This window comes from Micromonospora chalcea (assembly GCF_028768405.1).
Classification (GTDB): domain Bacteria; phylum Actinomycetota; class Actinomycetes; order Mycobacteriales; family Micromonosporaceae; genus Micromonospora; species Micromonospora chalcea.
The window spans coordinates 1,674,600-1,688,396 of the sequence record NZ_CP118233.1 but is presented as its reverse complement, the minus strand read 5'-3'; the positions used below and the strand labels follow the sequence as shown (position 1 = coordinate 1,688,396).

At 75.4% G+C, this 13,797-nt stretch carries 15 protein-coding genes; 4 read left to right on the top strand and 11 right to left on the bottom strand.

All coding sequences use genetic code 11. The annotated features are described in order from the left end of the window. Positions 1–1,070: 1,070 nt before the first annotated feature. The 8 genes from PVK74_RS07855 to PVK74_RS07820 form a co-directional block, all read right to left on the bottom strand. Positions 1,071–1,553 carry a phage tail protein gene (locus PVK74_RS07855; RefSeq protein ID WP_043323571.1) on the bottom strand — a complete coding sequence of 161 codons (483 nt, stop codon included), beginning with the start codon at positions 1,551–1,553 and terminating at the stop codon, positions 1,071–1,073. Between the two features lies 1 nt (position 1,554). Further along, positions 1,555–2,796: a phage tail sheath family protein gene (locus PVK74_RS07850; protein WP_064445747.1), complete on the bottom strand. Its 1,242-nt coding sequence runs from the start codon at positions 2,794–2,796 to the stop codon at positions 1,555–1,557. 16 nt (positions 2,797–2,812) lie between these two features. Next, the gene (locus PVK74_RS07845; protein WP_064445748.1) at positions 2,813–3,493 is read right to left on the bottom strand and encodes a carboxypeptidase-like regulatory domain-containing protein; all 681 of its coding nucleotides are present in this window, start codon (positions 3,491–3,493) and stop codon (positions 2,813–2,815) included. Then, positions 3,490–4,098 carry a hypothetical protein gene (locus PVK74_RS07840; RefSeq protein WP_069088539.1) on the bottom strand — a complete coding sequence of 203 codons (609 nt, stop codon included), beginning with the start codon at positions 4,096–4,098 and terminating at the stop codon, positions 3,490–3,492. Before PVK74_RS07840 ends, PVK74_RS07845 begins: the two co-directional genes overlap by 4 nt. A 13-nt stretch (positions 4,099–4,111) precedes the next feature. Further along, positions 4,112–4,456: a hypothetical protein gene (locus PVK74_RS07835; protein WP_069088684.1), complete on the bottom strand. Its 345-nt coding sequence runs from the start codon at positions 4,454–4,456 to the stop codon at positions 4,112–4,114. Positions 4,457–4,594: 138 nt separating this feature from the next. After that, positions 4,595–5,431, bottom strand: coding sequence for an LppM family (lipo)protein (locus tag PVK74_RS07830; protein WP_274478664.1), 837 nt, complete (start codon positions 5,429–5,431; stop codon positions 4,595–4,597). Between the two features lie 179 nt (positions 5,432–5,610). Further along, a complete protein-coding gene (locus PVK74_RS07825) occupies positions 5,611–5,862 on the bottom strand; it encodes a hypothetical protein (RefSeq protein WP_274478663.1) in 252 nt (83 codons plus the stop codon). A gap of 32 nt (positions 5,863–5,894) precedes the next feature. Continuing rightward, the gene (locus PVK74_RS07820) at positions 5,895–6,884 is read right to left on the bottom strand and encodes a LacI family DNA-binding transcriptional regulator (RefSeq protein WP_069088541.1); all 990 of its coding nucleotides are present in this window, start codon (positions 6,882–6,884) and stop codon (positions 5,895–5,897) included. 118 nt (positions 6,885–7,002) lie between these two features. Here PVK74_RS07820 and PVK74_RS07815 point away from each other — a divergent pair, with 118 nt between their 5' ends. After that, positions 7,003–8,262 carry an MFS transporter gene (locus PVK74_RS07815; RefSeq protein ID WP_113972851.1) on the top strand — a complete coding sequence of 420 codons (1,260 nt, stop codon included), beginning with the start codon at positions 7,003–7,005 and terminating at the stop codon, positions 8,260–8,262. 88 nt (positions 8,263–8,350) lie between these two features. Next, a complete protein-coding gene (locus PVK74_RS07810; protein WP_030499339.1) occupies positions 8,351–8,683 on the top strand; it encodes a hypothetical protein in 333 nt (110 codons plus the stop codon). A 9-nt stretch (positions 8,684–8,692) separates the two neighbouring features. Here PVK74_RS07810 and PVK74_RS07805 read toward each other — a convergent pair whose 3' ends face one another. After that, complete coding sequence (locus PVK74_RS07805) at positions 8,693–9,055, bottom strand: fluoride efflux transporter FluC (RefSeq protein WP_274478661.1); 363 nt, start codon at positions 9,053–9,055, stop codon at positions 8,693–8,695. Positions 9,056–9,077: 22 nt separating this feature from the next. Beyond that, on the bottom strand, positions 9,078–9,548 hold the full coding sequence (locus PVK74_RS07800) for a FluC/FEX family fluoride channel (protein WP_043330057.1): 471 nt from the start codon (positions 9,546–9,548) through the stop codon (positions 9,078–9,080). Between the two features lie 223 nt (positions 9,549–9,771). Between PVK74_RS07800 and paaK the strand changes: the two genes are divergently transcribed. Together paaK and paaI are read left to right on the top strand one after the other, a co-directional pair. Next, positions 9,772–11,079, top strand: coding sequence for a phenylacetate--CoA ligase PaaK (paaK, locus tag PVK74_RS07795; RefSeq protein WP_274478658.1), 1,308 nt, complete (start codon positions 9,772–9,774; stop codon positions 11,077–11,079). A gap of 1 nt (position 11,080) precedes the next feature. Next, positions 11,081–11,488, top strand: a complete 408-nt coding sequence (gene paaI, locus PVK74_RS07790; protein WP_043323587.1) for a hydroxyphenylacetyl-CoA thioesterase PaaI — start codon at positions 11,081–11,083, stop codon at positions 11,486–11,488. Between the two features lie 76 nt (positions 11,489–11,564). Here the strand turns inward: paaI and PVK74_RS07785 are convergent, their stop codons facing one another. Then, on the bottom strand, positions 11,565–13,730 hold the full coding sequence (locus tag PVK74_RS07785; RefSeq protein ID WP_274478656.1) for an adenylate/guanylate cyclase domain-containing protein: 2,166 nt from the start codon (positions 13,728–13,730) through the stop codon (positions 11,565–11,567). Positions 13,731–13,797: the final 67 nt, after the last annotated feature.

Sequence of the window (13,797 nt, the reverse complement as noted above, 5' to 3'; positions counted from 1 at the left end):
TTCGACCGCCCTTGATGCGTGCGGCCGGTCCGCGCGGCAACGACGGTGGCGCAGCCGCGAAGGCGAGCGGGGGCCTGTCACCTCGACCGGACGGCACGTCCGCTCCGGCGATGTCGTCCCTGCGCGTCGGCCGGCCCCGGTCGACCTGTGGGAGGTTGCGGAGCGGGTCCACCCGGTCGGGGCCGGGCCTGCGCTCGGACGGTGACGGCCGGTCCGATTCGCCGGATCCCACGGGACCCGGCGATCCGATCGTGTCCCGGCTGCCGGCGGGGTGTTCGGGCCCGGCGGTGCCAGCGGGCACGCCCGGGTCGGTGGGCCGACCGGTGCCGTCGCTGCTCGCGCCCCTCGTGCCGGTGAGGGCCGGCCTGAGGGCGCGAGTCACCACCGGCCGGCGTGCCGGGGGCGCGCCACCGATGGCTTCCGTGGTGCTTGCGGTACCGGTCGGGCCGACGGCGCCCGGTGACCCGGTCCGGTCCGGCATACGCGCCGCTCTCGTCCTCTCCGGTGCCCCGGCCAAGCCGATCGGCTCCGTCACGAACCGGTTCGCGGGTTCACCCGCAGACGCCCCGTCGTCCCACGACCGCGACGGCCTGTCCGAGCGGGACCGGGCGCCCGGCGTCGGCGTGGAAGGCGCCGCCCCGCTCACTTCCCACCCGGCACTCGTCGCTCCCGGCGACCGCGCACCGCGCCCCGGCTCCGAGTTCCCGCTTCCCGAGATCCCCGTCCCACTTCCCAGGAGCTCCGGGAGATCTTGGTAGGAAACGGCCCCTATAGGGGCCCTTTCGTACCAAGATCTCGGCGGGCTGTTGCGGAAAGCGGCGAGTCCGTTGATCAAACGTGCCATCCAGCGCCACCGGCCCCTCTGGCGCCGCTCGTCGGAGAGCGGGGGAGGAGCGGAAACCGGCGGAAGGTCGCGCAGCAGGCCGGGGGCGTGCGCCGCCACCAGCCGCCGCCAGTGCTCGGGCGGCTGACCGGGGGCGGGCTGCTGGCCGGGGGAGGACGGCGCGTCCTCGGCCGGGGCCGGACCGGACAGGCGATCCGCGGTGACCCGCAGCGCGCGGGCCAGCCGGTCACGCGCCCGCCGGGGCGGCGGCACCGCCGGCCTCCAGTTCCAGGCCCTCGTACGCCAGGGTCAGCGCCTCGATGGCGATCTCCTGCGACAGGGTGTTCAGGTGCGCGCCCCGCCACCGGGTCGGCCAGGCATTGATCATGTTCCAGCGCAGCACCTCGGCGGTGCCGGCCGGGTCGAGCAGCACCACCGACACGTTGCGCCGGTTGACGGTGCCCTTCGCCGCCGCGTTCACCCAGTCCCACAGCTCACGCGAGCTGGTCAGGCCGAAGTGGAGCGTGACCGGGGCGTACTCGACCTGTCCCGGCACGGCCCGGATGCGCTCGTTGCCCGCCTCCCGGTACGACAGCGCGGGAATCGCCACCTCGAAGCCGCTGACCTCGGTGAAGTGCCCGTTGGTGATGCCGTTGATGAGCAGCTTGAAGTGGTAGGCGCGGTACGGGTCGACGGGCGCCCCCGGCTGCGGCGTCGCGGTGGTGGGCATGTCAGCCTCCGATCGTCTCGGTCTCGGTGCCGCCGGCCCACTGGCTCAGCTTGAACACCACGAACTCCGCGGGCTTGACCACGGCGATGCCGATGTGCGCCACCACCATCCCGGCGTCGCGGACGTCGGCCGGGTTGGTCTCCTCGTCGCACTTGACGAAGAACGCCTCCTCGGGCGTACGGCCGAGCAGCGCGCCGTCGCGCCACACCCGGGTGAGGAACGCCCCGATGTCGCGGCGGATCGAGCGCCACAGCGTGAAGTCGTTCGGCTCGAACACCATCCACCGGGTGCCGCCCGCGATGGCCTGCTCGATCGAGATGGACAGCCGCCGTACGTTCAGGTAGCGCCACTCGCTGGCCTCGGCGGCGAGCGTACGGGCGCCCCACAGCCGGATGCCCTCCCCGGCGAAGAACCGGATCACGTTGACGCCCTTGGGGTTGAGCACGTCGTGCTCGGGCCGGGTCACCCGGTACGCGAGGTCGACGGCGCCGCGTACCGGCTCGTTGGCGGGCGCCTTGTGCACGCCGCGCAGCGCGTCGGTGCGGGCCCAGATGCCGGCGACGTGCCCGCTCGGCGGGGTGAGCACCAGGTCGCCGCTGAGCGGGTCACGGACCCGGATCCACGGGAAGTAGAAGGTGGCGTAGTCCGACTGCCGGGGCCGGTCGCCGCCGGGCGGTTCGTCGTCGGCGTCGCCCGGCGTACCCTCGGCGGGTTTGTCGGCCGAGCCGGCCGACGCGGGCTTGGGCGGCTTGCCCGGCGTGGCGACGCGGGTGAGCCGGGAGACGTCGGTGACCTCCGGCGGCGGGTCGCAGATCGCCACCATGGTGCGCAGCCGCTCGGCCATGCTGATCAGGGCCTCGTGCGAGACCGGGTCGTGGTAGCCGGGCGCGGCCACTATGGAGACCTCGTCGATCGCCTCCAGCAGTTCCAGGCCGCCGCGCCGCCCGCCGGTGCCGGTGAGGCGGCCGCCCTCGCCGACGTTCACCACCCAGCAGCGGGTGCCGCCGTTGTCCAGGAAGCCGAACACGGCGCGGGCCAGCGGGGTGCTCTCCAGGTGCTCGCCGTCGGCGTACAGCCGCAGGAACTCGGTCCAGCTGTTCACCGCCAGCGCCTCGCCGACGTGGGCGCCCCGGTCGGGCGCGACCCCGACGAACGCGGCGGTGCTCATGCCGACCGGTCCGATCGGGCGGGCCCCGCTCGGTACCTCCTCGACGTAGATGCCGGGGGAGAAGTAGGTGGGCATCGGTCCTCCTCGGACGTCAGTCGGGCGCGCGGACGACGATCAGGTGGTCGCCGTCCGGATCGAGTTCGGCGGTGTGGACGCGTCCCGCGCCGACCAGCCGGATCCGCACCGGGGCCTCCGGCGCGTCGGGGTCGTGCGGCACGCCGGTCAGCCGGAACCGGCCAGCGGTGTCGGTCTCGGTGGCCTGGGCGGTGCCCACCAGCTCCACCCGGACGGCGGCGAGCGGCTGGTCCTGCGGGCCGACCACCCGGCCGTCGAGCGTGCGCATGCCGAGCTGCCGCAGTCGCAGCGGGTGCCGCACCGGCGGCGCGATCGGGACCGGCCGGTCGATCCGGGCCGGCACGTCCAGCAGCAGCGCCGGCCGGGGCGCCACGCCGAGCGCCCGCCACAGCGCCGGGTCGCCGGTGGCGAGCACCAGTTCCGGCCGGCCCGCCGTGGTGGCGGCGGCGAGCACCCGGTCCAGCGCGGGCAGCGCCGCCGGCCCGCCGCCGGAGACCAGCAGGCGGACCACGAACCGGTACGGCTCGCGCGCCGCGCCGCCGGTGGCGGTCTGCCGGGCCGGCCGCAGCTCCAGCGGCCAGACCGTGAGGCCGCCGCCGGGGTCGTCGCGCGGCGGGCCGACCGGTACGGGCTCACCCGCGGCTCCGGTCAGCCAGCTCGCGACGTCCGCGACGGCCGCCTCGATCGCGCCGGTCATCGCGGTGGCGTCCCCTGGATCCGGTACGCGATGGCCTCGTTCCACACGTGCGGGTAGACGCCGATCTCGAAGTAGCGGGTGAACCGGTTGATCGGCGCGTTGGTGTGGTCGTGCCAGAGCAGCCACACCGGGGCGATGGTGAACAGCACGTAGTTGAGAGCCACGAGCGGCAGGTAGAACGGGCCGAGCAGCCGGGCCTGGAACACGTGCACGTCCTCGTGGCGCTGGATGCCCGGGCTGGAGCCGGCGCACACGGTGCCGATCGTGGTGGCGTACCGGGGGGAGACGCCCTCGATCACGTTGACCCGGCCGCTGCCGGCCGAGACGATCCGGTCGAGCTGGTGGCCGAAGACCAGGTGCAGGGCCAGGAAGAGCGCCCCGGCGAACGTGTTGAGCAGGCTCCAGGTGTGGTCGACCACGAACAGGAAGATCCCCTTCGGGTCGGGGCCGTACGTGCCGGCGGACGCGGACGCCCAGCCGAACGGCGCGCCGACGAGCAGGCCGACGACCGCGCCGGCCAGCAGGCCGACGGTGCCGGCGGCGAGTTGCCCGAGTACGGCGCCGAAGACGACCTGGACGGCCGCGCTGAGGATGCCGAAGATCATGGGGTCACCTCTCTCAGACCCAGGAGCGGACGTAGCGGGGCTCGCGGCCCTGGGCGAGCTGGGTCGGCGACGCCTGCGTCGCCTGCCGGTTACCAGGGGGGAGCTGGTTGACGCCGAGCGCGGCGGAGAAGATCACCAGCCCGTTGAAGAACGCGATGATCCACTTCTCCGGGCCGGCGTCGGCGGCGAACGCGGCGGTCAGGTAGGACAGCAGGAGCGCGAAGCCCAGCGCGATCCACTTGCGCGCCTTGTCGCCGCTCGGGCCGATCAGCCCGCCGATGACGTTCGCGGCGAGCAGGGTGGCGGCGCTGGCGCCGGTGAGGCTGCCCAGGGCGGCCCAGGTGAAGAGATCGTTCACGGCGATCCCCCTCTTTTCGGTGGTGCGGTGGTGCAGGTCGGGGTGGGATGGTGCGGCGGCGTTCCGGGTCACGTGACCCAGCCTCCGCCCGGTGTGCTGGTGGGCCGCCGGCGCGGACGCCGTCGGTGGTCGGTGGGCTCAGGCCGGCGGACCGGCGGGTCGAGTCGGTGCGTCGGGCACGGCCGGGGCGCCGGTGGAGGCCGGGGCGGGGTCGGCCGGCACGCCCGGGCCGGTGGTCGCCGTCGCGTCCGGGTCGCCGCGGGAGCGCCGTCGCCGCAGCAGCAGCACGAGCACGACGGCGGCGACCAGCAGCAGGACGACCACGGCGGCCACCTCCGGCAGCCACGGGAAGGAACCGTCACCGGTCACCACGGCGGCCGGGCTGGTGGCCGGCGGCGGGGGCGCCTGGGCGACGGCGCGCAGCTCGGACGGCTTGGGCTGGTTGGCGACCACCTTCCAGGTGACCGAGCGCCCGGTGACAGTGCCGTTGGTGTCGAGCACCCGGCCGGGGAACGTCACCGAGATCTCGAACGCCATCAGCGTCATGAACGCCTGCTGCTGGCGCGGATCCTGCTGCCCGAACTTGCCGCCGTATTTCTTCGGGTCCAGCGGGAGCGAGAAGCGATACAGATCATCGTCCCGGACAAGATTCACGCTTTCGCTCGTGAATTGTGCCAGCGGTGTTTTCCGGTATGTGATCTGAATGCCGTACGAGGTGGCATCCTCGTACCGGGTCTCCGCTCCGGGCGGAAGTGAGGGAATGTTCGGCCGCAGTTCCGCGAAGGCCACCGCCGGGTCCGGGTTGCGCTGCTTGAGCACGGACTTCGGCGCGGTGAGCAGGAGCTGACCGGAGACCGTGTCGTCGTCGTTCACGGTCAGCCCGAGGTTGAGCTGCATGCAGCCGCTCAATATCGCCACGAGGGCGAGACACACCGCGAGGCGGAATGCCCGGCTGCGGCGGAGTCTCGTATTCATGCGCTCAGTGTGAGCCGGTGCAGCCCGCCGGGCAGTCCGTGATCGGTCGCCGTTCTGTCGCCGATCTTACCGGCGTCCTCTCCCATTCGGACGACGTCGAAAACGTGAGCGATCGATATTCTGAAGGATTGTCGTGTCGCCGTTCCGCCGGGGTTCCCGGTGACGACCCGGGCGGCGGGTCACCGCGCCGGGGACTCCGCCGCGACGATCCGGAAGGCCGGGATGCCGGGGGCGACCCGGGCGAAGTCGGCGAGCGGGGCGTGCCGGTCCACCGGCGCGTGCGGGCGCGCGCCGGGAGCGAGCGCGAGATGCCGGCGCAGGATCGGTGGCCGCTGCGCCACCGGCACCTTGACCAGCCGGACCGGCTCGCGGCGGCGACGGCGCAGCACCACCCGGCCGCCCCGGTACATCCACGTCATGACACCGCCCACCGGAGGCCCTCCTTCGCCGTACCCGTCGACCGTCAGGCGCTCTCGCGGGCCACCAGCGTCGACGGGAACGCGGTGCTCGGGGCGACCGGCGCGCGCGTCAGCACGGCCGTGGCCGCGGCGGCGGCGATCCGGTCCACCGGGTGGGTCGCGGTGGTCAGCGGCGGGCTGCTGATCGCCGCGTACGGCAGGTCGTCGAACCCGGCCACCGCCACGTCGTGCGGCACCCGCACGCCGCGCCCGCGCAGCGCGGCGATCACGCCGAACGCGGTGGCGTCGCTGGCCGCGTAGACCGCGTCGGCGTCCGGCCACCGGCGCAGCGCCTCCAGTGCCGCCCGGCCGCCCCGCGCCGCGGTGAAGTCGCCGGTGACCAGCCGCTCCGGCGACCCGGACTCCCGCATCAGCTCCCGGTACGCGGTCACCGAACGCTCGGCGCAGCTCAACCAGCGCGGCCCGGTGACCATGACGACGCGGCGCCGGCCGGTGGCGTACAGGTGACGCAGCACCTCACCCGCGCCACCGGCGTTGTCGACGTCGAACGACGGCACCGCCGGAGAGCCCTGACCGATCGAGACGACCCGGCCGCGCAGCCTCGGCGGCACCGCGTCCAGCGCGGCCTGGGTCGTGTTGACCAGGATCACCCCGCACACGCCCCGGTCGGCGCCCAGCCGGGTCAGCCCGGACGGGTCGGCCAGCGGCAGCCACTCCAGCGCCACCCCGACGCCGTGCGGCGCGCCCACCCGCGACGCCGCGCCCACCACCCGGTGCACGTACGGGTCGTCCAGCACGGTGTCGTCGCGGCCCACCACGGCCACCACCAGGCGTACGCCCGCTCCGCGCACCAGCGACCGGGCCGCGAGGTCCGGCACGTAGCCGAGGTGCTCGGCGGCGGCGTGCACCCGGGCGCGGGCGTCCGCCGAGGCGAACCCGTAGCCGCCGAGCACCCGGGAGGCGGTGGCTCGGGACACCCCGGCGTCGCGGGCGACGTCGTCGAGCGTGGCGGGACGTGCGGTCGGCGTACCCATGTCCGCATCATGCCTGCTCCGGCGTGGATGGGCGAAGCCATAACGGCGCTTGTGGTGGAAGCGCTCTCAGGTGTGCGATTGTCGTCGGGAACCAGACGGGGGAAGGGACCACCGCACCGTGAGCAGCACCATCGACGCACCGGCCGGGAAGCGGCCACCGGCGCCCCGGGCGGTGCTGACCGCCCGCAACGGCGTCGCCGTCGTCTTCGCCCTCAACGGGCTCGCGGTGGCGAGCTGGTTCTCCCGGGTCCCGGCGGCCCAGGAGGCGCTCGACCTCAACCCGGGGCGGCTCGGCCTGCTGCTGCTCTGCGCGTCGGCGGGTTCGCTGCTGGCCATGCCGACGGCCGGCCTGGTCACCCAGCGGCTCGGGCCCGCGCGCACTGTCGCCGTGTCGGTGGTGCTGGTCTCGCTCGGCCTGACCGTGGCGGGTCTGTCCGCCAGCCTGGTCGGCTCGGTCGTCGGGGTGGGGTTCGGCCTCGCCGCGTTCGGCTTCGGCTCCGGCATGTGCGACGTGGCGATGAACGTCGAGGGCGCGGCCGTGGAGAAGCGCCTCGGCTACACCATCCTGCCCCGGTTCCACGCCGCCTGGAGTCTCGGCTCGGTGGCCGGGGCCGGGCTCGGCGCCGGCGCCGCGCACTTCGGCGTACCCGTGGGCGTGCACCTGCCGGTCCTGTCCGTGCTGATCCTGGCCGGCACGCTGGTCGGCGCCCGGGCATTCCTCGCGGCCACCGCCGAGGCGGCCGGGGCCGGGGAGCCGGCCGCCCGGCGGCAGGCGCTGCTGGCCGCCTGGCGCGAGCCCCGCACCCTGCTGGTCGGCCTGCTCGTGCTGGTCATGGCGTTCACCGAGGGCAGTGCCAACGACTGGCTCGCGGTGGCGTTCGTCGACGGGTACGGGGTCGACGAGGCGGTCGGCGCCGCGGTGTTCGGCGTGTTCGTGGTGGGCATGACGATCGGCCGCACCGTCGGCACCGTCGCCATCGACAGGTGGGGCCGGGTGCCGGTCCTGTTCACCACCATCGCGATGGCGTCCGCCGGCGCGGCGCTCGCCGTACTGGCCGGGAACGGCCCCCTCGCGGTGGTCGGCGTCGCGCTGTGGGGGCTCGGCGCCTCGCTCGGCTTCCCGGTCGGGATGAGCGCCGTCGCCGACGACGAGGACAAGGCCCCGGCCCGGGTGAGCGTGGTCGCGGTGATCGGCTACACCGCCTTCCTGGCCGGGCCGCCGCTGCTCGGCTTCCTCGGCGACCACTTCGGCGTGCTGTCCGCGCTCGGCGTGGTGCCGCTGCTCCTGCTGCCCACGCTCGCGCTGGTGCCGGTGCTGCGGGAGCGCCCCGCCGCGCCGGACACGCAGGCCGGCGCAGCGGCGGCGAAGGTCGGCTGAGCGGGTCCAGCCGACTCCCACCGCGCTCCCAGCCGCCTGCCAGGCCGGCGTGCTGCACTGGAGCGAACGCCGAGGAGAGGAGGCGGGCATGGGCTGGTTCAGCCGCCGGGCCGCCGACCCGACGACGCCCACGAAGCTCGACCGCGAGGCGACCAAGGAGGACCTGGCGCAGCTGGAGGCGTTCGTCACCAGCCGGCGCGGGGTCGAGTTCTACCTGGAACCGGAGACCACCGCCACCGACACCACAGTCGTCGCCATCGCGCACGACGGTGAGTGGATCCGCCGCCGTACCGGCTCGCCCCGCGCCGCCGGCAAGATCGCCCAGAAGCACGCGGTGCCGCTGTACGAGGCGGCCCGCACCGGCTACCCGGAGCGGATGCGGGCGTGGAACCGGGCCCACCCGGAACGCCGGGCCCGCTGACCGGCGCGGTCAGCCGGTCAGCGCGGTGACGAGGGCGTAGCCCAGGAACGCCGCGCCCAGGCCCGCGGCCACGCTGAGCGCCGCATTCGCGTACGCGAGGCGGCGCTTCCCGGTGCGGGCCAGGCGCAGCGTCTCGTAGCTCAGCGTCGACCAGGTGGTCAGCGCGCCGCAGAAACCGGTGCCGACCAGCGCGGCCACCGCCGGGTCGACGGGCGCCGCGAGCAGGCCGCCGAGCAGCAGCGACCCGGCCACGTTCACGGTGAGCGTGCCCCACGGGAACGGTGAGCCGTGCCGGGCCTGCACCGCCCGGTCGGTCAGGTAGCGCAGCGGCGCGCCGAGCGCGGCGCCGAGCGCGATCAGCAGGACGGTCATCGGCCCGCCACCGTCTGGGCGGTCACGGGGCCCGCCCGTGCCGGGCGGCCAGCAGGCGCGCTGTCACCGCGTCCCCGGCCGCGACCGCGGCCAGCGCGCCGAGCACCGTGGCGGCCAGGTAGACGCCCGCCGTCGCCGCCGCGCCGTCGGTCAGCAGCCGCTGCGCGTCGACCGCGTACGCGGAGAACGTGGTGAACCCGCCGAGCACGCCGACGCCGAGGAACGGCCGGGTCAGCGGGTGGGCCGGGCGGGCGGCGAGCATCGCCGTCAGCGCACCGATCAGCAGGCAGCCGGTGACGTTGACGGCGAACGTGGCCCACGGAAACTCGCCGGGCCGGTGCGGCACCGCCGCCTGCGCGCCCGCCCGCGCGAGCGCGCCGAACACGCCACCGGCGGCGATCACGCCGAGCACGGCCGCCGGGTGCGCGGACAGTTCCGACCGGTCCGCCGGTACGCGCAGGTCGACGTCCGGATCAACGCGCGGATCCGACACCACACCTCCCACCGCCCCCGCGAGCATAACCCCGCCGCCCGCCCGCGCCCCCGCTCTCGGTGATCTTGCGGTTCCAGCCCCGGCATTGCGCGCGAAGCGGACACCCGAGGGGCGGCAAGTGCAAGATCACGGGGGCGGGGGGTGGGGGAGGGATGAGGGGCGTACGGTGGGCGGCAGCGCCCGGCGCGGCGGTGCCCGGGGCCCGTCGCGCCAGGAGGAAGCCGTGCAGGACCGCACCCCTCGTCCGGACGAGCTGGATCCCGTCGAGCGGATCGGCGTCGACGAGCTGCGCGCCCTGCAGCTGGACCGGCTGCGCCACTCGCTGCGGCACGCGTACGACAACGTGCCGCACTACCGCCGCGCGTTCGACGACGCCGGCGCGAACCCGGGCGACCTGCGCGAGTTGACCGACCTGGCCCGCTTCCCGTTCACCACGAAGGCGGAGCTGCGGGAGAACTACCCGTTCGGCATGTTCGCGGTGCCCCGCGAGCGGATCGCCCGCCTGCACGCGTCCTCCGGCACCACCGGACGCCCGACCGTGGTCGGCTACACCCGCGCCGACCTGGACACCTGGGCGAAGCTGATGGCCCGCTCGATCCGGGCCGCCGGTGGCCGCCGCGGTGACCGGGTGCACGTCGCGTACGGCTACGGGCTGTTCACCGGCGGCCTCGGCGCGCACTACGGCGCCGAGGAGCTGGGCTGCACCGTCGTCCCGGTCTCCGGCGGCATGACCGAACGCCAGGTCATGCTGATCCGCGACCTGGAACCGGAGGTCATCATGGTGACCCCGAGCTACATGCTCGCCATCGTGGACGAGATGGAACGCCAGGGCGTCGACCCGCGCGCCACCTCGCTGCGGGTGGGCGTCTTCGGCGCCGAGCCGTGGACCGAAGACATGCGCCGTGAGCTGGAGCAGCGCCTGGACATGCACGCGCTGGACATCTACGGCCTGTCCGAGGTGATGGGCCCGGGGGTGGCGGTCGAGTGCGTGGAGACCAAGGACGGCCTGCACCTGTGGGAGGACCACTTCTACCCGGAGATCATCGACCCGGTGACCGGGGAGGTGCTGCCCGACGGACAGCGGGGCGAGCTGGTGCTGACCTCGCTGACCAAGGAGGCCATGCCGGTGGTGCGCTACCGCACCCGGGACCTGACCCGGCTGCTGCCCGGCACGGCCCGCCCGATGCGGCGGATCGAGAAGATCACCGGACGGACCGACGACATGATGATCGTCCGGGGGGTGAACGTCTTCCCGACGCAGATCGAAGAGCTGATCCTGCGTACCCCGGCCCTGTCGCCGCACTTCCAGTGCGTGCTCGACCGGCGGGGGCGGATGGACACGCTCGCCGTCCACGTGGAGCGGCGCGCGGACGCCGCCGCCGACGAGGCCGAACGGGCCGGCGCGGCCCTGGCCGAGCAGGTCAAGAACACCATCGGCGTCTCCGTCGCGGTGCGGGTGATCGAACCGGACGGGGTGGAACGGTCGATGGGCAAGATGCGCCGCATCGTCGACCAGCGGCGGGAGCGCTGACATGGCGGACGACGGCGGCCGTACCGCGGCGCACGACATGTTCGACGCCGACGTGGCGTCCAAGGGGCTCGGCATCGAACTCGTCTCGGCCGGTGACGGCGCGGCCGTGGCGCGGATGCGGGTCACCCCGGCGATGCTCAACGGGCACGCGATCGGGCACGGCGGCTTCGTGTTCCTGCTCGCCGACACCGCGTTCGCGCTGGCCTGCAACAGCCACGGCCCGGCCACCGTCGCGGCCGGCGGCGAGATCAGCTTCCTGCGACCGGTACGCGAGGGCGACGTGCTGGAGGCGTACGCCACCGAGCGGGTCCGGCAGGGCCGCAGCGGCATCTACGACGTCACGGTGCGGCGCGGCGACGAGGTGGTGGCGGAGTTCCGGGGACGAAGCCGCACCATCGCCCGCGGCTGACGGCCACCGCTCGACCCGCCCGACGAGCCGCCCGGGCCGGAGTGGCCCCGTGCCCGCTCCGACCCGGACGTCGCCGTCATGCGGCGAGCCCAGTCGCGTACCCGCCGGGCTCGGCTCTTCGCCGCGCGCGGCCCGCCCTCTCAGGCCGCGCCGCGGCTCCGGGTAACGGGACGGTCCGCCACCCGGGCCACGCCGCGAGATCGCCGGCCGTCGCCGGTCCGGCCCAGGACGGCCCGGGCACCGCCCGGAGCACGCCGCTCCGATCCGGCGGGCCGGGCGCCGGTCGGGCCCCTCCACCCGACCGGCGCGACCGTCCCGCCCCGAGCGGGCAGAGTTCCCGCTCGTCGGGGTCCCGTGCGGGGACACCGGCTCCCGCTCCCGGCGCGAAGCCGGCAGCGGTGTCCTCCGGGACGCGGGCCGGATGCCGACCCGCGCCCACTCCGGCCGTCCGGGCGGCGGCGCGTCCGCCACCGGCCGCGCCCGGCGGTACGGCCGCGCCGACGGTCCGGACACCGGCCCGGGCGGCGACGCGCTCGCCGTCCGCCATTGCGCCGATGTCGCCGACTCCGGACGCGGCGCGAAGACGGCGGGCGAAATCCGCTCGCACGGCCCGGGAGAGCCGGTGCGCGGCCACCCGCGCCACCAGCGGCTCGACCGTCCACCCGCCCGGCGCGACGGGCCGCAGCAGTCCGGCCGCGGCCAGGGCGCGCAGCGCCGGCGTGGCCCGGCCGGCGGGCCAGCCGAGCATCGCCTCCACCGTCGCGGCGGCAACCGGGCCGCCGCGGGCGGCGGCGGCCATCAGCACCGCCCGGTGCGTGCCGTCCAGCCGGTCCAGCCGGGCGTCCACCAGCCGCCGCGCGGCCGAGGGCACGCCGGCCGGCTCGTCCGCCGGGTCGGTCAGGGCGTACGCGGTCGCGACGGCCGGATTGCCGCCGGCCAGGGGGAGCAGCCGCGCGGCGAGCGCGGCCGGCCGGCCGGTGTGGCCGAGCAGGTGCCGCAGCAGCCGTCCGGTCTCCAGCGGACTCAGCGGGCGCAGCGGGATCCGCCGGGTCCCCGGGGCGGGCAGCGGGTCGGCCGACCCGGAGCCGTACGTGGTGACCACCGCGAGCGGCAGCCCGCGGTCGCTCGCCGCGACGTGGAGCTGGCGCAGGAACCGGCGCAGCGCCGGCGCGGCCCGGTCCAGGTCGTCGACGGCCACCACCACGGGCGCGTCGGCGGCCAGGCCGAGCAGCGCCTCCCGGCAGGCCACCACGGCCCGCGCCGCCGTGGTGTCGTCGTGCGGCGCGGCCAGGAACGCGGCCAGCGCCCCGCCGCCCGGACCGTCGACGGCCACGCCCGGCAGTGGGCGCGGCGCCTCGGCCCGGGTGCGGAGCAGGTCGGCCAGGGGCGCCAGCTCGCCGGCCGGGTACGGCGGGCAGTACGCCACCCGCCGGAGTACCGGGACACCGTCCACCTGGGACACCGCGCGGATCACCTCGTGCAGCAGCCGGCTGCGGCCGCTGCCGGGCGGCCCGACCAGCGAGATCCACCGGGGACGCCGCTGCCGGAGCGCGGCGGTCACCTCCTCGGCCGCGGTGGCCAGCTCACGCCGTCGCCCGACCAGCGGGGCGCGATGCCGCGCCGGCCGGCGCCCGGCGGTCCCGGTCACCCGCCACACGTCCAGCGGCAGCGACTTGCCGGCGAGCGTCATGGTGGCCAGTGGACGCTGCTCGACCAGGCCGGCCACCGCGTCGCGGGTGACCGGGCAGACCACCACGCCACCGGGCGGCGCGTGCTCCTGGAGCCGGGCCGCGGTGGTGATGACCGCGCCGCTCGCCGCGCCGTGGCCGCCGTCGCGGGCGCCGGCCAGGTCGAGCAGCACCTCGCCGGTCGCCACGCCGACCCGCACGCGCAGCCGGACGCCGCCCGGCCGCCGCCGGTCCAGCGCGGCCTGGATGTCCAGCCCGGCCCGCACCGCCCGGTACGCGTCGAAGCCGTCCGAAGCGGACGCGCCGAACAGCGCCATCACCGCGTCGCCGACGTACTTCTCCACCACGCCCCGCCAGCGGCGCAGCACCGACGCGACGGTGCCGAAGTAGGCGCGTTGCAAGGCCCGCAGGTCCTCCGGGTCGAGCCGCTCGACCAGCCGGGTCGAGCCGACGATGTCGACGAAGAGGACGGTCACCGTGCGGCGTTCCTCCGGCACCGGCGGGCAGGCCGCGACGACGGCTTCCCGACTTACCACGGGCGTGGTGATCAACATCGCACCCACCCTTTCCCTGGTCCGGTGCCTGACGACCTCCGAAGACTTTCACCACCGGGTTCTCGGG